This window comes from Chelatococcus caeni, from assembly GCF_014196925.1.
GTDB lineage: Bacteria > Pseudomonadota > Alphaproteobacteria > Rhizobiales > Beijerinckiaceae > Chelatococcus_A > Chelatococcus_A caeni.
Map to the genome: position 1 here is coordinate 213,914 of NZ_JACIEN010000005.1, position 24,597 is coordinate 238,510.

24 protein-coding genes are annotated in these 24,597 nt (G+C 70.1%); 16 read left to right on the plus strand and 8 right to left on the minus strand.

Translation table 11 applies throughout. The annotated features are described in order from the left end of the window. Positions 1–77: 77 nt before the first annotated feature. The 10 genes from eutB (at position 78) to GGR16_RS19345 (ending at position 10,552) form a co-directional block, all read left to right on the plus strand. Positions 78–1,097: a hydroxyectoine utilization dehydratase EutB gene (eutB, locus tag GGR16_RS19300; protein ID WP_183317666.1), complete on the plus strand. Its 1,020-nt coding sequence runs from the start codon at positions 78–80 to the stop codon at positions 1,095–1,097. Beyond that, positions 1,094–2,107, plus strand: a complete 1,014-nt coding sequence (gene eutC / locus GGR16_RS19305) for an ectoine utilization protein EutC (protein WP_183317667.1) — start codon at positions 1,094–1,096, stop codon at positions 2,105–2,107. Before eutB ends, eutC begins: the two co-directional genes overlap by 4 nt. Further along, entirely contained in the window at positions 2,104–3,285 is a 1,182-nt protein-coding gene (doeA, locus tag GGR16_RS19310; RefSeq protein ID WP_183317668.1) for an ectoine hydrolase DoeA, read from the plus strand. Before eutC ends, doeA begins: the two co-directional genes overlap by 4 nt. Before the next feature lie 12 nt (positions 3,286–3,297). After that, positions 3,298–4,308 (plus strand): N(2)-acetyl-L-2,4-diaminobutanoate deacetylase DoeB, encoded by a 1,011-nt coding sequence (gene doeB, locus GGR16_RS19315; RefSeq protein ID WP_183317669.1) that lies wholly within the window; start codon positions 3,298–3,300, stop codon positions 4,306–4,308. Positions 4,309–4,427: 119 nt separating this feature from the next. Beyond that, positions 4,428–5,279 carry an ectoine/hydroxyectoine ABC transporter substrate-binding protein EhuB gene (gene ehuB / locus GGR16_RS19320; protein ID WP_183317670.1) on the plus strand — a complete coding sequence of 284 codons (852 nt, stop codon included), beginning with the start codon at positions 4,428–4,430 and terminating at the stop codon, positions 5,277–5,279. 81 nt (positions 5,280–5,360) lie between these two features. Next, entirely contained in the window at positions 5,361–6,026 is a 666-nt protein-coding gene (ehuC, locus tag GGR16_RS19325) for an ectoine/hydroxyectoine ABC transporter permease subunit EhuC (RefSeq protein ID WP_019403067.1), read from the plus strand. Then, on the plus strand, positions 6,023–6,715 hold the full coding sequence (gene ehuD / locus GGR16_RS19330; protein ID WP_026015290.1) for an ectoine/hydroxyectoine ABC transporter permease subunit EhuD: 693 nt from the start codon (positions 6,023–6,025) through the stop codon (positions 6,713–6,715). The genes ehuC and ehuD overlap by 4 nt, the downstream gene beginning before the upstream one ends. Next, positions 6,712–7,521 (plus strand): ectoine/hydroxyectoine ABC transporter ATP-binding protein EhuA, encoded by an 810-nt coding sequence (gene ehuA, locus GGR16_RS19335; RefSeq protein ID WP_019403069.1) that lies wholly within the window; start codon positions 6,712–6,714, stop codon positions 7,519–7,521. Before ehuD ends, ehuA begins: the two co-directional genes overlap by 4 nt. A gap of 128 nt (positions 7,522–7,649) precedes the next feature. Then, entirely contained in the window at positions 7,650–9,149 is a 1,500-nt protein-coding gene (locus GGR16_RS19340) for an NAD-dependent succinate-semialdehyde dehydrogenase (RefSeq protein WP_183317671.1), read from the plus strand. Positions 9,150–9,163: 14 nt separating this feature from the next. Next, complete coding sequence (locus GGR16_RS19345; protein WP_183317672.1) at positions 9,164–10,552, plus strand: aspartate aminotransferase family protein; 1,389 nt, start codon at positions 9,164–9,166, stop codon at positions 10,550–10,552. Positions 10,553–10,584: 32 nt separating this feature from the next. Here the strand turns inward: GGR16_RS19345 and GGR16_RS19350 are convergent, their stop codons facing one another. The 4 genes from GGR16_RS19350 to GGR16_RS19365 all read right to left on the minus strand — a co-directional run bounded on the left by GGR16_RS19350 (position 10,585) and on the right by GGR16_RS19365 (position 14,682). Next, positions 10,585–11,841: a quaternary amine ABC transporter ATP-binding protein gene (locus GGR16_RS19350; RefSeq protein WP_183317673.1), complete on the minus strand. Its 1,257-nt coding sequence runs from the start codon at positions 11,839–11,841 to the stop codon at positions 10,585–10,587. 11 nt (positions 11,842–11,852) lie between these two features. Beyond that, positions 11,853–12,710: an ABC transporter permease gene (locus GGR16_RS19355; protein WP_026015292.1), complete on the minus strand. Its 858-nt coding sequence runs from the start codon at positions 12,708–12,710 to the stop codon at positions 11,853–11,855. A gap of 62 nt (positions 12,711–12,772) precedes the next feature. Beyond that, the gene (locus GGR16_RS19360) at positions 12,773–13,801 is read right to left on the minus strand and encodes an ABC transporter substrate-binding protein (RefSeq protein ID WP_183317674.1); all 1,029 of its coding nucleotides are present in this window, start codon (positions 13,799–13,801) and stop codon (positions 12,773–12,775) included. A 293-nt stretch (positions 13,802–14,094) separates the two neighbouring features. After that, positions 14,095–14,682 carry a dioxygenase family protein gene (locus tag GGR16_RS19365; protein ID WP_019403075.1) on the minus strand — a complete coding sequence of 196 codons (588 nt, stop codon included), beginning with the start codon at positions 14,680–14,682 and terminating at the stop codon, positions 14,095–14,097. A gap of 194 nt (positions 14,683–14,876) precedes the next feature. On the opposite strand from GGR16_RS19365, the gene GGR16_RS19370 reads away from it, so the two are divergent. The 3 genes from GGR16_RS19370 to GGR16_RS19380 all read left to right on the plus strand — a co-directional run bounded on the left by GGR16_RS19370 (position 14,877) and on the right by GGR16_RS19380 (position 17,077). Continuing rightward, complete coding sequence (locus tag GGR16_RS19370; RefSeq protein WP_019403076.1) at positions 14,877–15,875, plus strand: c-type cytochrome; 999 nt, start codon at positions 14,877–14,879, stop codon at positions 15,873–15,875. Positions 15,876–15,945: 70 nt separating this feature from the next. Next, complete coding sequence (locus tag GGR16_RS19375) at positions 15,946–16,329, plus strand: antitoxin Xre/MbcA/ParS toxin-binding domain-containing protein (protein WP_019403077.1); 384 nt, start codon at positions 15,946–15,948, stop codon at positions 16,327–16,329. Further along, positions 16,289–17,077, plus strand: a complete 789-nt coding sequence (locus tag GGR16_RS19380; protein ID WP_183317675.1) for an RES family NAD+ phosphorylase — start codon at positions 16,289–16,291, stop codon at positions 17,075–17,077. Before GGR16_RS19375 ends, GGR16_RS19380 begins: the two co-directional genes overlap by 41 nt. On the opposite strand, the gene GGR16_RS19385 is transcribed toward GGR16_RS19380, so the two are convergent. Further along, the gene (locus GGR16_RS19385) at positions 17,040–18,239 is read right to left on the minus strand and encodes an MFS transporter (protein ID WP_183317676.1); all 1,200 of its coding nucleotides are present in this window, start codon (positions 18,237–18,239) and stop codon (positions 17,040–17,042) included. The two genes, GGR16_RS19380 and GGR16_RS19385, sit on opposite strands and share 38 nt — an antisense overlap. Then, entirely contained in the window at positions 18,236–18,928 is a 693-nt protein-coding gene (wrbA, locus tag GGR16_RS19390) for an NAD(P)H:quinone oxidoreductase (RefSeq protein ID WP_183317677.1), read from the minus strand. Before wrbA ends, GGR16_RS19385 begins: the two co-directional genes overlap by 4 nt. 99 nt (positions 18,929–19,027) lie before the next feature. On the opposite strand from wrbA, the gene GGR16_RS19395 reads away from it, so the two are divergent. The 3 genes from GGR16_RS19395 (at position 19,028) to GGR16_RS19405 (ending at position 21,887) form a co-directional block, all read left to right on the plus strand. Beyond that, on the plus strand, positions 19,028–19,954 hold the full coding sequence (locus tag GGR16_RS19395) for a LysR family transcriptional regulator (RefSeq protein WP_019403081.1): 927 nt from the start codon (positions 19,028–19,030) through the stop codon (positions 19,952–19,954). Positions 19,955–20,016: 62 nt separating this feature from the next. Next, positions 20,017–20,691, plus strand: coding sequence for an HAD family hydrolase (locus GGR16_RS19400; protein WP_183317678.1), 675 nt, complete (start codon positions 20,017–20,019; stop codon positions 20,689–20,691). Positions 20,692–20,729: 38 nt separating this feature from the next. After that, entirely contained in the window at positions 20,730–21,887 is a 1,158-nt protein-coding gene (locus GGR16_RS19405; protein ID WP_183317679.1) for a winged helix-turn-helix domain-containing protein, read from the plus strand. A gap of 17 nt (positions 21,888–21,904) precedes the next feature. Here GGR16_RS19405 and GGR16_RS19410 read toward each other — a convergent pair whose 3' ends face one another. Continuing rightward, positions 21,905–23,002 (minus strand): hypothetical protein, encoded by a 1,098-nt coding sequence (locus GGR16_RS19410; RefSeq protein ID WP_183317680.1) that lies wholly within the window; start codon positions 23,000–23,002, stop codon positions 21,905–21,907. A gap of 1 nt (position 23,003) precedes the next feature. Then, positions 23,004–24,539 (minus strand): AMP-binding protein, encoded by a 1,536-nt coding sequence (locus GGR16_RS19415; RefSeq protein WP_183317681.1) that lies wholly within the window; start codon positions 24,537–24,539, stop codon positions 23,004–23,006. Positions 24,540–24,597 lie beyond the last annotated feature (58 nt).

A 24,597-nucleotide genomic window follows, 5' to 3' on the forward strand; every position in this document is an offset into this window, starting at 1 on the left:
ATTTAATGTTTCGATTGACATGATGCATGCGTGGTCCGAGCATGCTCCCGAACCAGTGACGGGAGCTGCCTTCGCCCATGTCATCTGCCGGGCCCAGGTCAATCGAAGCGCCACCCATCGACGCTCCGCCGGTCGGCCTCGCCGCGATCGAGCGCGCGCGGGGTGCGCTTGCGGGCAAGGTGTCGGTGACGCCGCTGGAGCATTCGCCGAGCCTGACGGGGCGGCTGGGCGCGCCCGTCTTCCTCAAGCTCGATAGCCGGCAGGAGACCGGCAGCTTCAAGCTGCGCGGCGCCACCAACGCGCTCCTTGCGCTTGGTGATGATGCGCGCCGGCGCGGCGTCGCCACGGCCTCCACCGGCAACCATGGCCGCGCGCTCGCCCATGCGGCGAAGGCGCTCGATATCCGGGCTGTCGTCTGCCTCTCGGCGCTCGTGCCGGCCAACAAGGTGGAGGCCGTGCGGGCGCTCGGCGCCGAGGTGCGCATCGTCGGCCGCTCGCAGGACGACGCCCAGGTCGAGGTCGACCGCCTCGTGCGTGAGGAGGGGCTGACGGCCATCCCGCCCTTCGATCATCCGGACGTCATCGCGGGCCAGGGCACCCTCGGCCTCGAGGTGGTGGAGGAATTGCCGGACCTCGCGACGATGCTCGTGCCGCTGTCCGGCGGCGGGCTCGCCGCGGGCGTGGCGGCGGCGGTCAAAGGCGTGAAGCCATCCGTGCGCGTGATCGGCATCTCCATGGCGCGCGGCGCGGCCATGCACGCGAGCCTCGCGGCCGGCCGGCCCGTCGCCGTGGAGGAGGTGGAGACGCTGGCCGATTCCCTCGGCGGCGGCATCGGGCTTGCCAATCGCTACACCTTCGCCATGTGCCGGGCGCTGCTCGACGAGGTCGTGCTGCTCGACGAGGCGGAGATCGCCGCTGGCATCCGCCATGCCTTCCATGTTGAGGGCGAGGTGGTGGAGGGGGCGGGTGCGGTCGGCGTCGCCGCCATCCTCGCCGGCCGGATCGCGGCCCATGGCCCGGTCGTCGCGCTCGTCACGGGGCGCAACATCGATCCGGAGCGCCATCGCGCCATCGTCGCGCAGGGAGGTGCCGCATGAGCCGCATGCTGATCCTCGGTGAGGCCGAGCTGCGCCGCATCGTCGCCCTCGACAGGAGCGCCGTCGATGCGGTGGAGGGGGCCTTCGCCGCGCTCGCGACGAAGGCGGTGGCGATGCCGCCGATCATGCGCATCGACATCCCCGAGCATCGCGGCGAGGTGGACGTGAAGAGCGCCTATGTGCCCGGTCTCGGCAGCTTCGCCATCAAGGTGAGCCCCGGCTTCTTCGACAATCCGAAGATCGGCCTGCCGAGCCTCAACGGGCTCATGATCCTCTTCTCCGCCCATACCGGGCTCGTCGAGGCGCTGTTCCTCGACAACGGCTATCTCACCGACGTGCGCACCGCCGCGGCCGGCGCGGTGGCGGCGAAGCACCTCGCCCGGCCCGATGCGCGCGTCGCCGCCATCCTCGGCGCCGGCGTGCAGGCGCGGCTGCAGCTCGAGGCGCTGACGCTGGTGAGGCCGATCGCCGAGGCGCGCATCTGGGCGCGGGACGCGGAGAAGGCGCGCGAGACGGCGGCGGCGATGGCCGACAAACTCGGCGTCGCCGCCACGGCCGTGGCGGATCCCAAGAGCGCCGTGAGCGGCGCCGATGTGATCGTCACCACGACGCCGGCCGAGGCGCCGATCCTCAAGGCGGACTGGCTCCGCCCCGGCCAGCACGTCACCGCCATGGGCTCGGACGCCGAGCACAAGAACGAGATCGACCCGGCGGTCTTCGGCCGGGCCACCTATGTGGCCGACAGCCTGAAGCAGACGCGCCGGCTCGGCGAACTCCACCATGCCATCGCTGCCGGTGTCGTCGCCGACGATGCGACCTTTGCCGAGCTCGGCGCTGTCGTCGCGGGCCTCGGTCCGGGCCGGCAGAGCGAGGACGAGATCACTTTGTGCGACCTGACGGGCACGGGCGTGCAGGACACGGCCATCGCCATCCTCGCCCACCGCCGCGCGGTGGAGGCGGATGCCGGCATGGCTTTCGACACAACGACAAGGACGGGAGCGGACGCGTGAGCGCAGCCACACTCAACTTCTCGCGGGAGGAATATGCCGCGCGCCTCGCCAAGACGCGGGCGGCGATGGAGAAGGCGGGCATCGATCTCCTGATCGTCACCGACCCCTCCAACATGCACTGGCTGACGGGCTACGACGGCTGGTCCTTCTACGTACACCAGTGCGTGCTCGTTGCCGGCGACGGCGAGCCGGTCTGGTACGGCCGCACGCAGGATGCCAACGGCGCCCGGCGCACGGCCTGGATCGGCGACGACAACATCCTCGCCTATCCGGACCACTACGTGCAGTCCACCGAACGCCATCCGATGGACCTGCTGTCTGAGATCATCACCGACCGCGGCTGGGGCAACGCTGCCGTCGGCGTCGAGATGGACAACTATTATTTCAGCGCCGCCGCCTATGCCTCGCTGCAGAAGCACCTGCCGAACGCGCGCTTCAAGGATGCGACGGCGCTCGTCAACTGGCAGCGCGCTATCAAGAGCCCGACCGAGCTCGACTACATGCGCAAGGCCGGCCGCATCGTCGAGAAGATGCATGCGCGCATCCTCGAGGCCGTGAAGTCCGGCATGCGCAAGAGCGACCTCGTCGCCGAGATCTACGACGCCGGCATCCGTGGCGCGGACGGCTACGGCGGCGATTATCCCGCCATCGTGCCGCTCCTGCCCTCGGGCGCCGATGCCTCCGCCCCGCACCTGACCTGGGATGACGCGCCGATGCGCGCGGGCGAGGGCACCTTCTTCGAGATCGCCGGCTGCTACAGGCGCTATCACTGCCCCCTGTCGCGCACCGTCTTCCTTGGCAAGCCGACGCAGGCCTTCCTCGATGCGGAGAAGGCGACGCTCGAGGGCATGGAGGCGGGGCTTGCCGCGGCGAAGCCCGGCAATACCTGCGAGGACATCGCCAACGCCTTCTTCGCGGTGCTCCGGCGCTACGGCATCGTCAAGGACAACCGCACCGGCTATCCCGTCGGCCTCAGCTATCCGCCCGACTGGGGCGAGCGCACCATGAGCCTCAGGCCCGGCGACCGCACGGTGCTGGAGCCGGGCATGACCTTCCACTTCATGACAGGGCTGTGGCTCGAGGACATGGGCCTCGAGATCACCGAGAGCATCGTCATCACCGAAGACGGCGTCGCGTGCCTGTCGAACGTGCCGCGCCAGCTCTTCGTCAGGGACTGAAGACCCGTGCTCATGACCCCCGCTTCGCGCCCCTCACCGGTCGTGCCGACCATCGACCTTGCCGCTCCCGGCGTGCGGCACGGGCACCTGCGCCTGCCCTACAGCCGCGATGACAGTGCCTGGGGCTCCGTGATGATCCCGATCACCGTCGTCGCGGGCGGCGAGGGGCCGACGGCACTCGTCACCGGCGGCAATCACGGCGACGAATACGAGGGGCCGGCGGCGCTCTTCGACCTCGCGCAGCGCCTTACGCCGGAGGCGGTGAGCGGGCGCGTCATCATCGTGCCGGCCATGAACTACCCGGCCTTCGCGGCCGGCACGCGCACCTCGCCCATCGACCGCGGCAATCTCAACCGCTCGTTCCCCGGCCGGCCCGACGGCACGGTGACGGAGAAGATCGCCGACTACTTCACCCGCCACCTCGTGCCGCTCGCCGATATCGTGCTCGATTTCCACTCCGGCGGGCGCACGCTCGATTTCGTGCCCTATGCGGCCGCGCACGAGTTGCCCGACAAGGCGCAGGAGGCACGCTGCTTCGCGGCGGTGGCCGCCTTCGGCGCTCCCTATTCGATGCGCATGCGCGAGATCGACGCGGTCGGCATGTACGACACGACCGTCGAGGAGATGGGCAAGGTCTTCGTCACCACCGAGCTCGGCGGCGGCGGTACCGCGAGCGCGCGCACCATCGCCATCGCCCGGCGCGGCGTCGCCAACGTGCTGCGTCACGCCGGCATCCTCGCCGGACAGCCCGAGCCGGCCGCGAGCCGCTTCCTCGACATGCCATCGGACGACTGCTTCGTCTTCGCCGAGGAGGCGGGCCTCGTCGCCTTCGCCAAGGACCTCGGCGAGGAGGTTTCGGAAGGGGAGGTGGTCGCGCTGATCCACCCCATCGCGCGCACGGGGCTCGCCCCCCTCGCGATGCGCGCGAAGCACGGCGGCATCCTCGCCGCGCGGCATTTTCCCGGCCTCGTGAAGCCGGGCGACTGCCTCTTCGTCACCGCAACGGTCGAGGAGGCGCCCTGACCCGTTCGCCGCTCCGGAGCCGGAAGGGCTCCAGAGCGGCCAAGCCATTTCCGCCGGCGGCAGCGCCGAAAGCCGAGCCAATCGGCATGCGGATGACTGAAGACCAGAGGAGAAGATCGATGAAGCTGTCCCTTGCCACCGGCGCCGCCGCCATTGCCCTCGTTCTCAGCCTCGGCACTGCGCAGGCCGCGAGCCTCGACGACATCAAGTCGCAGGGCTACATCCGCGCCGCCACCGCCAACGAGGTGCCCTACGGCTACATGACCCCCGACGGCTCCGCCGCCGGCATCGGTCCGGAGGTCGCCATCGCCGTGCTGAAGCGCATGGGCATCACCGAGATCAACTGGACGGTGACGCCCTTCGGCACCCTCATCCCCGGCCTCAAGGCCAACCGCTACGACTTCGTCGCGGCCGAGCAGAACATCTCGCCCGAGCGCTGCAAGCAGGTGGCCTTCACGGAGCCGAACTCGAGCTACGGCGAGGGCCTGCTCGTCAAGAAGGGCAACCCCAAGGGCCTGACGACCTACGCCGACATCGCCAAGGACCCGTCGCTGAAGGTGGCCGTCGTCTCCGGCGCCAACAACATCGACTTCCTGCGCGCCGTCGGCGTCAAGGACGAGCAGGTGGTGTTCATCACGGCCAATGCCGATGCGCTCGCCACCGTGCAGAGCCGCACCGATGCCTATGCGGCGACCGAGCTCACCGTCGCCAACCTCGCCAAGGGCCAGGGGGCCGTCGAGCAGGTGAAGCCCTTCACCGACCCGGTCGTCGACAACAAGCCGGTGCGCAACTACGGCGGCTTCGCCTTCCGTCCCGAGGACAAGGATCTTCACGACGCCTTCAACAAGGAGCTCGTCGAGTTCCGCAAGACCGACGAGTACAAGAAGATCCTCGCCTCCTATGGCCTCAGCGAGGAGAGCATCAAGGCCGCAGCGGAGAAGAACGTCGCCGACTTGTGCGCCGGCAAGTGAGCCTGGGCTAGAGCGCAGCGTCGCGCCCGGCCCGACCGGGCGCGACATTCCCGTCCACGACGTCCGACCGGGAGGGCCGCGATGGACTGGCTCACCTATCTGCCATCCCTGGCGCAGGGCGCCCTCGTGACCGCATGGATCACGCTGGCCTCCATCGCCATCGGGGCGGCGCTCGCCTTCGCCGCCGGCATCGCCCGCGTCGAAGGCGGGCGCGCCGTCTCGACGCTCGCGCTGTGCTACACCGAGGTGTTCCGCGGCACCTCGCTGCTCGTGCAGCTCTTCTGGCTCTATTATGCCCTGCCGCTCGTCGGCCTGTCCTTCGATCCGGTGACGACGGGCATCGTCGGCCTGTCGCTCCACGTCGGCGCCTATGGCTCGGAGATCGTGCGCGGGGCGCTCAACGCCGTGCCGGTGGCGCAGCGCGAGGCGGCGCGGGCGCTCAACTTCGGGCGCGTGCACACGCTGATGCGCATCTGCCTGCCGCAGGCCATCGTCGAGATGATGCCGGCCTTCGGCAATCTCGCCATCGAGACGCTGAAGCTCTCCTCGCTCGTCTCGCTCATCTCCATCGCGGACCTGACCTTCCGCGCCCAGTCCATCCGCAACATCACCCTCGACAGCGCCACCGTCTACACGCTGACGCTCGTCGGCTACTTCCTGATGTCGCTGGTGCTCATGCTCGCCATGCGGCTGATCGAGCGGATGGTGCGGCGCGGGGCGGCCTTTCCAAGGGCGGCGCACGCATGATGTACGGCTACGCCTGGGACCTCACGACGCCGCTCACCTATGCGGCGTCCATCCTGCCGATCCTGCTGATCGGCCTCACCGTCACGCTGCAGGCGGCGGCGGCCGGCTTCGCGCTCGCCCTCGTGCTCGGCCTCGTCTTCGCGCTCCTGCGCCGCAGCCGCATCAAAGCGGTGGCCCTGACGACGGCCTTCGTCGTCGAGTTCCTGCGCGACACGCCGCTCCTCGTGCAGCTCTTCTTCCTCTACTACGTGCTGCCCGACTACGGCATCACTTTGCCGGCCTTCCTCACCGGCGTCATCGCGCTCGGCCTGCAATATTCCGCCTATACGTCGGAGGTCTATCGCGGCGGCATCGAGGCCATCCCGCGCGGGCAGTGGGAGGCCGCGACGGCGCTCAACATGACGCGCTGGCAGACCTATCGCGACATCGTCATCCCGCAGATGGTGCCGCGCATCGTCCCGACCATGGGAAACTACCTCGTCGCCATGCTCAAGGAGACGCCCGTGCTCTCCGTCGTCACCGTGCTCGAGATGCTCGGCCTCGCCAACATGATCGGCGAGCGCACCTTCGAATATCTCGTGCCGCTGTCGATGGTCGGCATCATCTTCCTCCTGCTCACCCTCATCTGCTCGGCCGGCATCCACCGGCTGGAGAAGGTGCTGCCGAAAGCCGGGATACCGCTGCGATGAACAAGGTCCTTGCACAACAGCCGGATGCGGCGAGCGCCGCCGCCGCGCCCGTCATCGAGTTCCGGAATGTCACCAAGCGCTTCGGCGCGCTCACCGTGCTCGACGACTTCAACTTCGCCGTCGCGCCGGGCGAGAAGGTCACGCTCATCGGCCCTTCGGGCTCGGGCAAGTCGACGGTGCTGCGCATCCTGATGACGCTGGAGCCCTTCCAGGAGGGGCAGCTGACGCTCGCCGGCATTCCCTATCACGAGCCGAACGGCAAGGGCCCCTTCCGCGCCAGCGACCGGCACCTGCACCAGATCCGCAGCCACGTCGGCATGGTGTTCCAGAGTTTCAACCTCTTCCCGCACATGAGCGTGCTGCGCAATGTCACCGAGGCGCCGGCCGCCGTGCTCGGCCTGTCGCGCGCCGAGGCCGAGTGCCGCGCCATCGACCTGCTGCGCATGGTCGGCCTCGCCGACAAGAAGGACCATTATCCCGCCCAGCTCTCCGGCGGGCAGCAGCAGCGCGTCGCGATCGCCCGTGCGCTCGCCATGCGCCCGCGCGTGCTGCTCTTCGACGAGCCGACCTCGGCGCTCGACCCGCAGCTCGTCGGCGAGGTGCTCGGCGTCATCCGCAACCTCGCCAGCGAGCACGACCTCACCATGCTGCTCGTCACGCACGAGATGCGCTTCGCGCGCGAGGTGTCGGACCGGGTCTGCTTCTTCGACAAGGGCCGCATCGTCGAGGAGGGCGAGCCCGAGCGCATCTTCACGGCCCCGGCCGAGCCGCGCACGCGCGAGTTCCTGCAGTCGGTGCTCGGCTGAGGCGGCGAGAGTTTTTCGCCCTCCGGCCGAAATACCGAAACTTCCTCGGCGGCGGGAGGCGAGAACGGACCAAGTCTCGGCGCCGCCGCGGCTAGCCTCGCGGTGAAGGACTTCGCCGGAGGAGAACCATGAACGCTCTTGCCGCGACGGCGCGTGCCGTCGAGCATCACCCGGGCTACGGCCGCCTGAAGGACCAGCGGCTCGTACGCACGCTCGGCTATGTCGACGGCCGCTGGACGGCGGCGCCCGACGGCGCCGTCTTCGACGTCAACGATCCCGCCGACGGCACGCTCGTCGCCCGCGTCGCCGCGCTCGGGGCCGATGCCGCCGATGCGGCCGTTGCGGCGGCGCACCGCGCCTTTCCGGCTTGGAGCGCGCTGCTGCCGCAGGAGCGGGCGGCGCGCCTCAGGGCCTGGTACGACCTCATCATCGCGGCGCGCGAGGACCTCGCCGTCATCATGGTGATGGAGCAGGGCAAGCCCCTCGCCGAGGCCCGCGGCGAGATCGACTACGCCGCCTCCTTCGTCGCCTGGTATGCGGAAGAGGCCGTGCGGGTGAATGTCGAGGGCGTCACCAGCCATCTCCCCGGCGCGGAGATGATGGTGCGGCGCGAGCCGGTCGGCGTCGCCGCGCTGCTGACGCCGTGGAACTTTCCCTCCGCCATGCTGACGCGCAAGGCGGCCGCAGCGCTCGCCGCCGGCTGTACGGTCGTCGCCCATCCCTCCTCCTACACGCCTTTGTCCGCGCTGGCGCTCGCCGAGCTCGGCGAGCGGGCCGGCCTGCCCGGGGGCGTCTTCAACGTGGTGACGGGCGATGCCGCCACCATCGCCGGGCGCTTCTGCGAGGACGAGCGGGTGCGCGCGGTGAGCTTCACCGGCTCGACCGAGATCGGCCGGCAGGTGGCGATGAAGGCCGCCGCCGGCATGAAGCGGCTGGTGCTGGAGCTCGGCGGGCACGCCCCGCTCATCATCTTCGACGACGCCGACCTCGACCGTGCCGTTGCCATCGCGATCGACGCCAAATTCGCCACCTCGGGGCAGGACTGCCTCGCCGCCAACCGCATCTATGTCCAGCGCGGCCTCTACGAGGCCTTCTGCGAGCGTTTTGCCGCGCAGGTGAAGATGCTGAAGGTCGGCCCCGGCCTCGCGTCGGGGACCGATATCGGCCCCTTGATGCATGCGCGCGCGGTCGCCAAGGCCAAGGCACATGTGGACGATGCCGTGCGGCGCGGGGCGCGCTGCCTCGTCGGCGGCGGGCCGGAGGACGGCACGCTGTTCTTCCAGCCGACCGTGCTCGCCGATGTGCCCGATGACGCGGCCATCATGCGCGAGGAGACCTTCGCGCCGGTCGCGCCCGTCACGCCCTTCGACACGGAGGAGGAGGCGGTCGCGCGGGCGAATGCCAGCGACTACGGCCTCGCCGCCTACGTGGTGACGCGGGACGGGGCGCGGGCCCTGCGCCTCGGCCGGGCGCTCGATTACGGCATGGTGGCCGTCAACCGCGTCAAGCTCACCGGCCCGCCCGTGCCCTTCGGCGGCGTCAAGCTCTCGGGCCTCGGCCGCGAGGGCTCGCGCCACGGCCTCGAAGCCTTCACGGATCTCAAGTACCTCTGCCTCGACCTGTCCTGATCCCGGAGACGACCATGCTCGACAAGACCATCCTGCCCGACAACGAACTCACCGCCTGGGATCGGGACCACTTCTTCCACCCGTCGACCCACATGGGCCAGCACGCCCGTGGCGAGAGCCCCAACCGCATCATCGCCGGCGGCGAGGGCGTCCATATCGTCGACCGGCAGGGCCGGCGCAGCCTCGACGCCTTCGCCGGGCTCTACTGCGTCAATGTCGGCTACGGCCGGGAGAAGATCGCCGAGGCCATCGCCGAGCAGGCGGCGAAGCTGCCCTATTATCACGCCTATGTCGGCCACGGCTCCGAGCCGTCGATCCGCCTCGCCAAGATGATCATCGACCGCGCGCCGGAGGGCATGAGCCGCGTCTTCTTCGGCCTCTCGGGCTCGGATGCCAACGAGACCAACATCAAGCTCGTCTGGTACTACAACAACGTGCTCGGCCGGCCTCAGAAGAAGAAGATCATCTCGCGCTGGCGCGGCTATCACGGCTCCGGCCTGATGACCGGCAGCCTCACGGGCCTCGCCGCCTTCCACAACCAGTTCGACCTGCCGCTGCCGCCCGTGCTGCACACCGAGGCGCCGTACTACTTCCGCCGCCCCGACCGGAGCATGAGCGAGGACCAGTTCTCGGCCTGGTGCGCCGAGAAGCTGGAGGCGCTGATCCTCGCCGAGGGGCCGGAGACGGTGGCCGCCTTCATCGGCGAGCCGGTGCTCGGCACCGGCGGAATCGTGCCGCCGCCGGCCGGCTACTGGGAGAAGATCCAGGCCGTGCTCGCCAAGTACGACATCCTGCTCATCGCCGACGAGGTGGTGACCGGCTTCGGGCGCCTCGGCTCGATGTTCGGCTCCGACCACTACGGCATCCGGCCGGACCTCATCACGATCGCGAAGGGGCTGACCTCGGCCTATGCGCCGCTCTCGGGCGTCATCGTATCGGAGAAGGTGTGGCGCGTGCTCGAGGAGGGCTCGGACAAATTCGGCCCCATCGGCCATGGCTGGACCTATTCGGCCCATCCGCTCTGCGCCGCGGCGGGCGTCGCCAATCTCGAGCTCGTCGACGAGCTCGGCCTCGTCGCCAATGCGGGGGAGGTCGGCGCCTATTTCGTGAAGGGCCTCAAGGAGGCGCTCGCCGACCATCCCCATGTCGGCGAGGTGCGCGGCGAGGGGCTGCTCGCGGCCGTCGAGTTCGTGAAGGACAAGGACGACCGCGCCTTCTTCGCGGTGGAAGAGAAGGTCGGGCCGCGCGTCGCAGCCGCCCTTCTCGAACGCGGCGTCATCGGCCGCGCCATGCCGCAGGGCGACATCCTCGGCTTTGCGCCGCCGCTGTGCCTGGCGCGCGAGGAGGCGGATGTGGTCGTAGCCGCGGCGAAGGCGGCTGTCGAGGCCGTGCTGCCGCGGTGAAACGGTGAGGCGGGCCGCCGGCCCGCCTCCGCTCACGCTGCGCTGTCGATATCGGCGCGGCGGCTCGCGGCCGCCTCGCCGGCACCCGCACTCTCGACGAGATCCGCCTGGGTGCGCTCGCTGACGAGCACCTCGCTCACGCTTTCGGGGCGGACGATGCCGGCGAGTTCCCCGTCCTCGGTGACGACCGGCAGCGGATGGGGACTTTCGAGCAGCGTCGGGATGGCGCTCTCGATCGCCGTATCGGCGGTGACGGCGGGATGGGCCTCCGCCACGGCGGCCACCGCCTCGCCGGCGCCCTGCGTTACCGCCGCGCGCTCCAGCCCTTCCTTCGTCACCACGCCGGCGAAGCGCCCGTCGTCGACCACGTAGGCGACGTCGGACTTGGTGCGGCGCATGGCGGCGAGCGCCTCGCCGATGCTCTCCTCGCTGAGGCGCAGGGCCGGCGGCTGCATCAGGCTGTCGACGGTCAGCGCGCGGGCGCGGTTCACGTCGCGCACGAAGGCCTCGACGTAAGGGTCGGCCGGCGAGAGCAGGATGTCGGTGGGCGTGCCCACCTGCACGAGCCGCCCGTCCTTCAGGATGGCGATGCGGTCGGCGAGGCGCAGCGCCTCGTCGAGATCGTGGGTGATGAAGACGATGGTCTTGCCCGTGGCGCGCTGCAGGGCGACGAGTTCGTCCTGCAATTCGCTGCGGATGAGCGGGTCGAGCGCCGAGAAGGCCTCGTCCATGAGGATGATGTCGGTATCGGCGGCGAGCGCGCGGGCGAGGCCGACGCGCTGCTGCATGCCGCCCGACAGCTCCCCGGGATAGCGGTCCTCGTAGCCCTTGAGGCCGACGCGCTCCAGCCACTCCTGCGCGCGCGCCTCGCGCTCCGCCCTGGGCAGGCCGCGGATCTCGAGGCCGTAGGCGGCATTCTCGAGTACCCGCCGGTGCGGCAAGAGGCCGAAGCGCTGGAACACCATGGCGATGCGCCGGCGGCGCAGGGCGATGAGCTCCTTCTTCGACAGGGCCATGATGTCCGTGCCGTCGATGCGCACCGCCCCGGCGGTCGAATCGATCAGCCGGTTGATGTGGCGCACCAGCGTCGACTTGCCCGAGCCGGACAGGCCCATGACGACGAAGATCTCGCCCGCCTCGATGGAGAGCGTGATGTCGTCGAGGCCGAGGACGTGGTTCGTCTCGGCGAGCAGGGTCTTCTTGTCGGCCCCGGCGCGCACGCGCGCGAGGGCTCCCTCCGGATCATTGCCGAAGATGGTGACGACGTGGTCGAGTTCGATGAGCGGCATGGCGGCTCCTCTCAGGCCTCGGCGCTGCGGTGGCGCTGCAGGCGCCGGCCGTAGGCCTGGGTGATGCGGTCGATCACGACGGCGAGGATGACGATGGTGATGCCGCCGACGAGGCCGGTGCCGGAATCGTTGCGTTGCAGGCCGAGCAGCACCGTCTCGCCGACGCCGCGCGCGCCGATCATCGAGGCGATGACGACCATGGACAGCGCCAGCATCGTGGTCTGGTTGATGCCCTGCATGATGGTCGGCATCGACAGGGGGATCTGCACGCCGGTGAGGATCTGGGCGCGCGTCGCGCCGAAGGCGCGGCTCGCCTCCACCACCTCGCCGTCGACCTCGCGGATGCCGAGGTCCGTGAGGCGGATGAGCGGCGGCAGGGCATAGATGACGGTGGCGAGGATCGCCGGCACCTTGCCGAGGCCGAAGAGCATCGCCGCCGGGATGAGATAGACGAAGCTCGGGATGGTCTGCATCAGGTCGAGCACGGGGATGAGCCCGCGGCGGAACATCCGCGAGGAGGCGGCGAGGACGCCGAGCGGCAGGCCGACGAGGATGCAGAAGCAGACCGACACGAGGATGATGGCGAGCGTCTGCATCGCCTGGTCCCACATCCCGAGCGCGCCTATGAACCACAGCCCGGCGGCGGCGCCGACGGCCATGAGCGGCTTGCGGCTCGCCGCCAGCGCCACGGCCGCGATGATCAGGATCATCGCCCAGGGCGGCACGGCGCGCAGGCCGCGCTCGATGAAGAGCAGCGCCTGGAGGAGGACGTTTGAGAAGGCTTCGAAGGCGTCGCCGTAATCGACGACGAGGAAATCCACGAGGTCGTTCGTCGCGGCCGCGATCGGCCCGCGGATGTCGGGAAAGATGTTCATGCCAAAGGTGTCCGGTGGGGCGCCTCACCGCCGGGGGCGGCGAGGCGCTGGGGCAGTCAGAGCGCCTGCTTGACGCGCTCGGCGATGTCCGCCGGCACCCACTGCGTCCACAGATCCTCGCGGGTCTTCAGGAAGTTCTCGGCGGCCTTCTCGGCCGAGCCGTCGTTGTCCTGCATGTAGGCGAGGGCTTCGGAGACGAGCGCGCTCGTCGTCTCGTACTTCTCGAGGAAGGCGACCAGGTTCGGCGCCTTCTTGGCGAATTCGGCATTGGCGCCGATGAGCACCTTGGTGAGGGGATAGGCGGTCGCCTTCTCCACGTCCTCGGCGTTCTTCGTCTCCATCAGCGTGTTCCAGATGGCGTCGTCATAGGCCGGCTCCTCGAGCTGGACGACCTGATCGCCGATCTTGCCGAGCACCCAGGTGGGGCCCCAGTAGTAGAAGACGATAGGCCGCTTGCGCTTGATGTTGCTCTCGATGGCCGCGATCAGCGCTGCGCCCGTGCCGGGGCGGAAATTGACGTAGGTTTCGTTGAGGTCGTAGGCGGCGAGCTTCTTCGTGTTGATGACCTCGCAGGCCCAGCCGGAGATGCAGTTGTAGAAGCGGCCCTTCTCCGGCTCCTCCGGATCCTTGAACAGCTCCTTGAACTTCGGCAGGTCCGACACCGACTTCAGGTCCTTGGCGGGGGCGTCCTCGCCCTCGACGAGGTAGCGCGGCACGAACCAGGCCTGGATGGCGTCGGGATAGTTGACGCCGATCTCCACCGCCTTGCCGTCCTTGACGCCGTCGCGCCACACCTCTGGCGCCGTGTTCGACCAGATCTCCATCACGACGTCGACGTCGCCGCGCACCGCACCCGTGTAGAGCGGGATGGTGGAGCCGGGGATCGAATCGGTCTTGCAGCCGTATCCCTTCTCCACGATGAAGCGGGCGACAGCATTGTGAAAGAAGTTCGAATCCCAATCGAGATCGCCGAAAACAACAGGCCTGTCGACCTCGCAGCTCTGGGCGGCAGCGGGCGCCGCGGCGCCGATGATGGCAGCCAGGGACATCGCGGCGGCAAGGCCGATCGTCTTCGTGATTGTCATTAGCTCTTCCTCTTGGTTCCGTGAATTTGATTCTTTATATTTCTTGTTCTTGCGCAAGAAAATCGATGCCAAATACAACAAGCATTGCGCAGACATGCGCCTGCGCAGTTGATGATTGCTGCATATGTATGATGCGGCGCACGTTAGGCGATATAGCCTGGCATTGCAACCCTTCAGGGCCGCAAGGGATGGCGGATATGATCGGAGAAAGCCTGACGTGGGCCGAAGGGCGCGATCAATACATATGATGATCTGCGCAATTCTCGCGGATCGGTGATCCCGCCTTGCCGGCGTCAGACGACGAAGTCGTAACGGGCGAATTTTCCGTCGGCGGTCTCCTCGACACGCATCAGGAGGCGCTCGTCGAACAGGCGGTCACGGGCGTTGCGCGCCTCGCCGGGAAAGTAGAGCTGCGTCGTCAGCACGTCGCCGCCGCGGCGCTGCACCTTGACGTGGTAGTGGCGCGTGCGGCCGGTGTAGAGAGCGGGCACGATGGTGGAGAACCACCAGCGTCCGCCCTCGTCGGTGAACTGGTGCCCGCGCAGCCTGTAGCCGGCATTGTCGTATCGCCCCTCGTCGTCGGCGTGCCAGAGCTCGACGAGGGCCCCTGCCTGCGGCCGGCATTGTTCGTCGAGCACGAAGCCGGCGAGCGTGATCGGCTCACCGCCGGGCACGTCCTCGGCGAAACTGCGCCGCTCCGGCGTGTCCGGCTTGTAGAAGGGCCCCTCGGTTGCGGGCGGCGTCGGCTCCAGCCCGTCGCAGGCCGGCGTGCGTGTGAGCGGTGCGGGGACCGGCTGCGCGCCGGCGGAAGCCGAGGCGAGCAGGGAGGCTGCGGGTGCCGAAAGGAAGGCGTGGAGGACGGAGCGGCGGGATGGCAGCATCGCTTGTTCTCCCCTCGGTCGGGAGCCACGGATTTGAGCCCGGGTTCGCAGCGGGCTCCCTCAAGAAATGGGAACGGCGGCCCATTGTTCCAGCGGTGCAGGTCCGGCTGCCTGCGGCCTTGCTCTTGCCGGCCGCTTCGGCTTGCATGGACGATGGGGACCGGGCATTCGCCCGGGATGGACGGGGGCACATCATGATGGTCGACAGGGTTCTGGGCAGGCTTGCCGCGGGGCTCGTCCTCTTCGTCGGGCTCGCCGGCGCGGAGCGAGCGCAAGCCCAGAGCGCGCCGGCGGCGCCCGTCACCGTCTGGAGCGTGCCGGACATCGATCATCTGCCGGATGACGAGAACGGCCGGCTCGTGCGCTACGGCCGCTCGCTGGTGGCGGCGACCTATGCCCATGTCGGGCCGGAGGTGGCGGATGCTTCCCGGCGCTATGCCGGCAACAATCTCGCCTGCCGCAACTGCCATCTCGACGAGGGGCGCAAGAAATTCGGCCTGCTTCTCGTGGGTGCCTTCGTCGACTACCCGCGCTACAGCACCCGGCGCGGCGAGGAGGTGTCGATCGAGGACCGGGTCAACAGCTGCATGACGCGATCCATGAACGGCCGGCCCCTGCCGGCGGCCGGCCGCGAGATGCTGGCGCTCGTCGCCTATATCCGCGTGCTCTCGAACGGCCTGCCGAAGGATGCCGCCGTGGCCGGGCAGGGCCTGCAGGCGATGGCGGAGCTCGACCGGCCGGCCGATCCGGCGCGCGGTGCCGAAGTCTACCGCGCCAACTGTGCCCTGTGCCACGGCACCGGCGGCGAAGGCGTGCGGCGCGGCGTCAGGGGCGATGCGCTCGGTTATGCGACGCCGCCGCTCTGGGGCGAGGACAGCTTCAACGACGGGGCCGGCATGAACCGGCTCATCACCATCGCCAATTTCGTGCACGACAACATGCCGAACGGCACGAGCTGGGTGATGCCGCGGCTCGCCCCCGAGGACGCCTGGGACGTCGCTGCCTTCGTCGTCTCGCAGCCGCGGCCGCGCAAGGCGGACCTTGCCGCGGATTTCCCCGACAAGCTCGACAAACCGGTGGATGCGCCCTATGGCCCCTATGCCGACGGGTTTTCGGAAAGCCAGCACCGCTACGGGCCGTTTGCACCCATCCGCGTCGAAGTGGCACGGCTGAAAGCGGGGCAGAGCCGGTGAAAATTTCCGTTCCATAGAAATTTATGCTATTCATGTTTTCCGTGGAAAGAAGCGGTTGAAAGAAGCGACCATGGCGCAGATCCTCGAGCGGCGAGCCGATGTGCCCGACCCGGGCACGGTGCTGACGAAGGCGCTCTTGCGGGCGGCCGACCGGCTCGACATCACCGCGCGGGCGCTCGCCGGCATCGTTGGCCTCAGCGAAGCCACCGTATCGCGCATGAAGCGCGGTGACTACGTGCTCGAGACCGGCACCAAGTCCTTCGAGCTGTCGGTCCTGTTCGTGCGTCTCTTCCGCTCGCTCGATGCGATCGTCGGCGGGGACGAGACCGTCGCCCGCGCCTGGCTGCGCAATCCCAACACCCTTCTCGGTGCCCGGCCGCTCGACCGGATCGGCACCGTCGCCGGTCTCGTCGATGTCATCGCCTATCTGGACGCCCGCCGCGCTCTCGTCTGAGGCGCGTCCGCACGCGGGGCGTTGCTGGCGGCTCATCGAGGCGCAGCACCGCGTCTCGACCCTCAAGCTCGTCGACAACCTCGATGAGCAGAAGCTCCTCGAGGACCTCATCGAGGAGACGAAGCCGGCGCTGCCGCCGGAGTGCCGGCACCTCGACTATCTGCTGGCCACGCCGTTCCGCTACGGGGCGGAATATCCCAGGGGCTCGCGCTTCCGCCGCGCCGGCCGCACCGCCGGCGTCTACTACGCCGCCGAGGCGCCGCGCACCGCCGTGGCCGAGATGGCCTTCTACCGCCTCCTCTTCTTCGCCGAATCGCCGATGACGCCCTGGCCGGCGAACACGACCGACTACACGGCCTTCTCCGCCGCCGTCGCCGTGGCGCGGGCGCTCGACCTCACGGCCCCGCCGCTCGTGCGCGACAGGGCGCTGTGGACCGACCGTCTCGCCTATGAGGCCTGCCAGGGGCTCGCCGATGCGGCGCGGGAGGCGGGCATCGCCGTCATCCGCTATGAATCGGTGCGCGATCCCGAGCGCGGCGCCAATCTCGCGGTGCTGACCTGCGCCGCCTTCTCCGAGCCGCGCCCGCTCGAGCGGCAGACCTGGCGCATGCGCCTCGGGCCGAGCGGCGTGCAGGCCGTCTGCGACTTTCCCGCGAGCGGCCTCGAATTCGGCCGCGAGGCCTTCGCCGACGATCCGCGCCTTGCCGCCTTCAACTGGGAGCGGCCGACGGCTTCGCCCCGCCGCTGAGCTCCGCCCGCCGCGGCGGCAGCATCGCCGCAAGCGCGATGCCGGCGAGCGCGACGACGGCCACGAGGGCGGCGAGGCTCGGCCAGCCGAGGCTTCCGGCGAGGAGCCCCGCCGCGGCCGGGCCCACGAGCAGCCCGAGGTTGTTGCCCTGCATCAGCAGCCCCATGGTGGCGCCCGCGCGGTCGGCCCGCGGTGCGTAATGCGGCGCGGCATCGAAGAGGACGACGGGGATGAGGCCGGAGATGGCCGAGAACATGAGGCACGACACATAGGCGCCGGCGCCCGGCATCGACGGGGTGAAGATGCCGATGCCGCAGACGGCCATGGCCGCGAAGCCGATGACGAGAAGGCCCCGACGGCTCCAGCCCCGGGCGATGAGGCGGCCGCAGACAAGGTTGCCGCCGGCACTGGCGAGGATGGCGAGCGCGGTCAGCAGGCTCGCCGCCGCCGGCGCAACGGCCAGGCGCTCGCCGAGGATCGTCGGCAGGAAGCCGAAGGCGGCGAAAAAGCCCATGCAGAAGGCCGCGAACAGCCCGGCGAGCAGCCATGGTCCGCGCCTGCCGAGGGTTTCGCGCGCATCCGCGCCCATGCCTTCCGGCGGAAGGGGCAGGGAAAGGCCCTTCGTGCGCAGAGCGACGACGAGAGCATAGCCCGCGAGCAGCGCGGCATTGCCGAGCCATAACCCGCGCCAGCCGAGGACGGGCAGCAGCGGCGCCGCGGCGAGGATGATCGTCATGCCCACCGGCATGAAGGTGCTCCACAGCGCGAAGACCCGGCCGGCGCGAGGCGCGGGCGTGATCGCCGCGAGAAGCGCGGGGGCCGCGACGACGACCGCGAGGAAGCCGAGGCCTTCGATGGCGCGGCTCGCGAGGAGGAGGGGCGCGCCGCCGGCGCCGGCCCCGATGGCGCTGCCGAGCGCCTGCAGGAGAAGGCCGCCGACGGCGAGCCGGCGCATGCCGGCGCGCCCTGCCGCGAGGCCGATCGCCATGCCCGCCACGGCGCCCACGATGGCGAAGGCCGAGAGCAGCCAGCCGGCGGCGGCAAGGGAGAGGCCGAGATCCGCCCGCACGGCTTCCAGCGCCAGCGGCGCCTTGCCCACCTGGAAGGCGGACACGATGCCGGCGCCGACGATGAGGCCGGTCGTGCCGCGCCCGCCGGTCATGCGTCCTCCCGCGCGCGGATGTCCCGCCGGGCTCGGCCGATGGCGAGAAGGCCGGCGATCTCCGCGACGTGGCGGCCCTGGAAGCGGGCGCCGGCGAGCTCGTTCTCGCTCGGGCGCCGGTCGCCGCCGCTGCCGTCGTCGGCGAGCGTCGAGGCGCCGTAGGGCGAGCCGCCGGTGATCTCGTCCATGCGCAATTGGCCCTTGAAGGTGTAGGGCAGGCCGACGACGACCATGCCAAGGTGCATCATGACCACATGCGCCGTGAGGATCGTCGTCTCCTGCCCGCCGTGCTGGCTGCCGGTGGAGGTGAAGACGGCGCCGACCTTGCCGACCAGCGCGTCCCGCGCCCAGAGGCCGCCGGCCTGGTCGAGGAAGTTCTTCATCTGCGCCGCCATGTTGCCGAAGCGGGTGGGCGTGCCGATGACGATGGCGTCGTAGTCGGCGAGCTCGGCCACCGCGGCGACGGGCGCCTCCTGCGTCAGGTCGTAGCCGGCCCGGCGCGCCACCTCGACGGGCACCAGCTCCGGTACGCGCTTGACCGCGATCTCGGCTCCGGCCCCGCCGGCCCCTTCGGCAACCGCGGCGGCGAGGGCGGCAATATGGCCGTAGGACGAGTAATAGAGAACGAGCACCCGCGGGCGCACCTCGTTGCCGTGCCTGCCGTCCGTTATGTCTTCGCGTGTTCGCATGTCGTGCATCCTCTCAGCGCGTGGCACAGAAGAGATGGACGCTTGCATCGATCGATATAAGTGAGAAAATTTCGCTCTGAACGATCGAAGATTTAGATCATGCTGGATGCACTCACTCTCGATCAGCTCCGGGTTTTTGTCGCGGTCGCCGAGGCCGGCAGCTTCCGCGCGGCCGCCGCGCGCCTCGGCCGTGTGCAGTCGGCCATCAGTCATGCGATGGCCAATCTCGAGGCGGAGCTCGGCCTTGCCCTGTTCGACCGCTCGGGCCGGCGCCCGGTGCTGACCCGGGAGGGCAGGGCGCTGCTCGAGGATGCGCGGGCGGCGCTGCTCAAGGTCGATTTCCTGCGCGCCCGGGCGCGCGGCCTCTCGCAGGACCTCGAGATCGAGCTGCCGATCGTGGTCGACACGCTCTTTTCCCTGCCCGTCATCGCGGCCGCTCTGCGCGACCTCAGGGCGAGCCACCCGTCCGTGGCGGTGCGCGTCTCCTTCCTGCCGCTCGGCGGTCCGCTCGTCGCCGTGCGCGAAGGCCGCTCGACGCTCGGCATCAACGTGGGCGGCGACTTTCCCGACCCGCGCATCGCGCGCCGCATCCTGACGCGGCTCGCCTTCGTCGCCGTCGCCGCCGCCTCTCATCCGCTCGGCCAGCGCGATCCGCAGGAGCCGCTCGGCATGGAGGACCTCGCCGACCACCTGCAGATCGTGCTCGAGGATCCCTCGCCCCTGTCGCAGGGGCGGGACTTCGGCGTCCTGTCGCCGGGCACCTGGCGCGTCGACACCCAGGAGGTGAAGCACGCGCTCATCCTCGGCGGCCTGGGCTGGGGGCGCCTGCCGTTGTGGCTCGTGGCGCGCGATCTCGCCGAGGGCCGCCTGGTGCGGCTCAATGCGACGGCCTTCGGGCCGGGCGGGGAGGCCGTCGTCACCGCCTATCTGGTGCACCGGACGGACGCGCCGCTCGGCCCGGCGGCGCGCGCCTTCGGTGCGGCGCTCGAACGGCACGCCGGCGCCGGACCCGCCATTGAGCGGTGACAAGCCGGGCGCGTCGTGAGAAGACGGTGTGAGCCCCGACCCAGCCGCGAGGTGCGACCCCCATGCGTATCGAACCCGTCTTCCTGTTCGATCTCGACGGAACGCTCGTCGACAGCGTCTACCAGCATGTCCTTGCCTGGAAGGAGGCGCTCGATGCCGAGGGCATCGACCTGTCCGTCTGGCGCATCCACCGCAAGATCGGCATGAGCGGCGGCCTCTTCACCAACCAGCTCCTGCGCGAGACGGGCATGGATATCTCGGCCGAGCGCGTCGACCGCCTGCGCCAGGGTCACGCGGCGGCCTACAAGCGCCTCGCCGGCCAGGTGCGGCCGCTGCCCGGGGCGCGCGAACTGCTCGCCTGGCTCACCGACAACGGCATTCCCTGGGCGATCGCCACCAGCGGCCGCATGGAGACGGCATCGCTCAACATCGAGGCGCTCGGCGTCGACCCCGCCAGGGTGCCGGTCGTCACGCGCGACCAGGTGAAATACGCCAAGCCCGACCCCGACCTCTTCGTCGCCGCCGCCGGCCGGCTCGCCGCGCCCATCGAGACGGCGGTCGTCGTCGGCGACGCCATCTGGGACATGCTGGCGGCAACGCGCTGCCGCGCGCTCGGCGTCGGCCTCCTGAGCGGCGGCTACGGCCCGGATGAGCTGCGCCAGGCCGGCGCCTTCCGCGTCTACGACGACCCGGCCGACCTGCTCAAGCACATCGACGAGGTAGGCGGCCGGCGGTAGCTCCCCATCCCGCGGCGAATCCGGCTATCGTCCGCGCCATGGCGCCCAAGACGACGACACCCCACGTTCTTTCCAAGGCCGCGGCCAGGCATATCTGGATCGCCGCGCAACGGCTCGACACGCCCGAGCCCTTCGGCGCGGGACCGGAGGCGACGCAGGCTGCGGTCGAACATCTCGGCTATGTGCAGATCGACACCATCAACGTCATCGAGCGCTGCCATCACCACATCCTGTGGACGCGCATCCCGGCCTATCGCCGCGAGGACCTCGCCCGGGCGCAGAGCGTCGACAAGAGCGTCTTCGAATATTGGACGCACGCCCTGTCCTACGTGCCGACGCGGGACCTGCGCTTCTATCTCGGCGCGATGAAGCGCTACCGCCGGCAGCCGCGGCCGTGGTTCGCCTCGGTCAAGAAGGCGGATCTCGGCAAGGTGCTGACGCTCGTCAGGAGCGAAGGACCGCTGACCATCCGCGACATCGAGGACGACGTCCTCGTCGAGAAGGACCATCCCTGGGCCAGCCGCAAGCCGTCGAAGCGGGCGCTGCAGCTCGCCTTCTACACGGGCGTGCTGACGGTTAGCGCCCGCAACGGCATGGTCAAGACCTACGAGCTGATGGAGCGGCATTTCGGCTGGGACGCGCCGCCGAAGCCGGCCTCCGAGAAGGAGCGGGCGGCCTATCTGCTCGACCGCGCGCTCAGGGCGCAGGGCCTCGTGAGCCTCGATTCCATCTGCTATCTCGACGCCGGCAGCAAGCCCGCCGTGCGGCAGGCGATCGAGGCGCGGGTGCGCCGCAAGGAGCTCGTGCCCGTCGTCCTCGCGGGGGAGGAGAAGCTGCTCCACTGGGCCCGGCCGGAGGTGCTGGCCACGGCGGGCGGCGCGCCGTCCGATACGGTGCACATCCTCTCGCCCTTCGACCCGCTCATGATCCAGCGCAAACGGGCGCACCTCTTCTTCGGCTACGAGCACCGCTTCGAGGCCTATGTGCCGAAGGACAAGCGCCGTCTCGGCTATTTCGCGCTGCCGGTCCTCGTCGGCGACGAGATCGTCGCCGCCATCGACCTCAAGGCGGACCGGGAGAACGGCAAGCTGCTCATCCAGCAGTGGACCTGGTTCACCGAGGGCGTGCGCGAGGGCCTGAAGACGGTGATCGACGAGGAGCTGCACCGCTTCGAGCGCTTCCAGCTGGCGCGTTGACCGGACGCCCCGCTGGGTCAGCGCATGTCCTGAAGGCGGTCGCGCAGGGCGCGCATGTCCGCGTGGACGCTCTCGATGTCGCGGATGGCGAAGCCCTCCGCCAGCGCCGGGGAGTGGCGGGCGAGGGCATCGCGCAGGGCGCCCGTATAGACCGCGCGGTCGCCGTCGATGACGAGGCCGCCGCGCGCCTCGAAGGCGCGGTTCCACGCCACCGCCTCCTCCTCCGTCACGCCCGGCGGCAGACGCAGGGCGAGCCGCCCGTCGCGCAGCGCGACGGGATAGCCGCCCGGGCGTCCGCCGGGTCCCGGCGCATGGCCGGTCCAGTCCTCACCGGCCGCCATCGCGAGCACCAGCGGCACGCCGCTCGCGCCGGAGATGTCGATGACGGGCTCGGGTGTCAGGCGGATGTCGGCGAAGGCGCCGTAGACGTCCGTGATTTCCTGTCCGTCGATCCACACCCGTGGCGGCCTTTCCGAGCGGGCCTCGGGCGCCCGGCGGAAGGGGGCGAGGTTCTGGTAATGGGCGAGCACCTGGATGCGCGCCGGGTCGGCGATGCCGCGGGCGCCGGCGAAGGCATTGGAGAGGATGGCGACATTGCCCATGCCGCAGGCGACGTCGTGGCCGAGCGCGGCGATGAGCCCGTTGACGACATCCGGGAAACAGCAGTTGACGAATGCCGCGCCGTTGCCCGCGGCGGAGATCGCCGCCGCGACGCGGGCGGAGATCAGCGTCTGGAAGACGGCGGTGGCGCTGAGGCCGCCCTCCGCCACGAGCTGCGACCAGGCATCGCCCGTGGTCGCGATCACCTGCGAGGTCTGCACCGAGGCGGCCTGCACCACGACCTTCGGCCGGGTCGCGCTGATCAGCGCCGGGGCCGCGTCGGGCGCCAGAAGGTCGGTGCGATAGCCGCGGAAGGTGGCCGGCGCGCCGAAGATGGCGGCGCGGGCATTCGCCGCCAGCACCAGCCAGTTCAGGCGATCGGCGTTGCGGCCGGCGATGACGACCGAGACGGGGCGGCGCGCCGTCCCGGCGAGGTCGAAGGCGATGCGGGCGGCGAAGCCGCCGGTGCCGCTGAGCAGGATGTCGCAGCTCTCGTGCTCACAGCTCTCGTGCATGTCAGGCCTCCTGCATGGCGAGCCGGTCCCAGCAGTCGTCGCGGCTCGCGGGCAGCTTGTGCTTCATGATGCGCTGGCTCGCCGTGCGCTCGAAATCCGAGACGACGGCGATATAGCGGGGGTTCTGGTAGGAGGCGAGGCGCGCCCCGAGCCAGCGCGACAAAGCCGCCGCGTCGATGCGGCTGCCGGGGCGCGGCTTGACGAAGAGCTTGATGTCCTGCTCGCCGACGTCCGTCGCGACGCCGATCATGGCGCAGTCCTCGACGTCCGGGTGTTCGGCGGCGACGTGCTCCACCTCCCAGGCCGAGACATTCTCGCCGCGGCAGCGCACGCTGTCGGTCATGCGGCCGTGGAAGAGGAGGTTGCCGGCGGCATCGTAGGAGCCGAGGTCGCCCGTATGCAGCCGGCCGCCGCGCAGGGCCTTCGCGGTCGCTTCCGGATTGTCGAGATAGCCCTCGAAGAGGGCGCCCGGCAGGCTCGTCTCGACGACGATCTCGCCGCGCGCGCCGGGGCCGACCGGCGCGCCGGCCTCGTCGAGCAGCAGCACCTTGAACCAGGGCAGGGGCGCGCCGACGGCGCCGACGGCGCCGCTGTCGTTGAAGGTGGTGATGCTGGAGGCCTCGGTCATGCCGTAGCACTCGCGGATCTCGACGCCGAAGCGCTCCTCGAAGCGGCGCCAGATCTCCGGCGGGCAGCCGCCGCCCCAGGCGATGCGCACCTTGTGCGCCCGGTCCTGCGGTCCCTCCGGCTGCTTGAGCAGGATCTGCAGGATGCCGCCGAGATAGTGGATATGCGTCGCCCCCTCGGCGGCCACCTGGCCCCAGAAGCGGCTGGCGCTGAAGCGGTCCACCATGGCGAGGGTGATGCCGTGCGTCATCGGCAGGAGCATCAGTTGCGCGCCGCCGATGTGGTAGAGCGGCTCCCACACGAAGAAGACGTCGCCCGGGCGCGCCACCGACACGCGCGACACCGCTTCGGAGGCGAGCCGCAGCATCCGGTGCGAGACGATGACGCCCTTGGGACGCCCGGTCGTGCCGGAGGTGTACATGATGGCCGCCGTGGCTTCGGGCCCCGGCAGCGGCGCATCGAAGGGATGGCCGCTCGCCAGCACGGCCTGCAGCGCCGCCGGCGCCTCCGGCGTGCCGTTGAGCATCAGCTCCGGCCCGCTGCCGCCGGTCGCCTCCGTGACGGTCCCGAGGAGGTCGCGCTCGACGACGAGGAGCTTCGGCGCGGCATGGGAGAGGAGATAGGCGAGCCCGTCGCCGCGCTGCTGCACGTTGACCGGTACCCAGGCGATGCCGGCGCGCATGAGGCCGAAGACGACGGCGAGCGTTGCCGGGCTGTTGCGCAGCATCACGGCGACGCGGTCTCCCGGACCGATGCCGCGCGCGGCGAGCTCGGCCGCAAAAGCCGCCGCCTCGCCGGCGAGCCGCTTGAAGGTCAGCGGCGCCCCGTTGAAGCGGGCGTAGATGCCGTCCGGGTCGCTCGCGGCGCGCGCCTCCAAAAGGCCGGCAAATCCATCCTCGGTCAAAGCCATCGTCAGCGTCTCTTGCTCGATCGAAGCCGCAGTCCGGCTGGCGCGAGGCCCTCGGGAG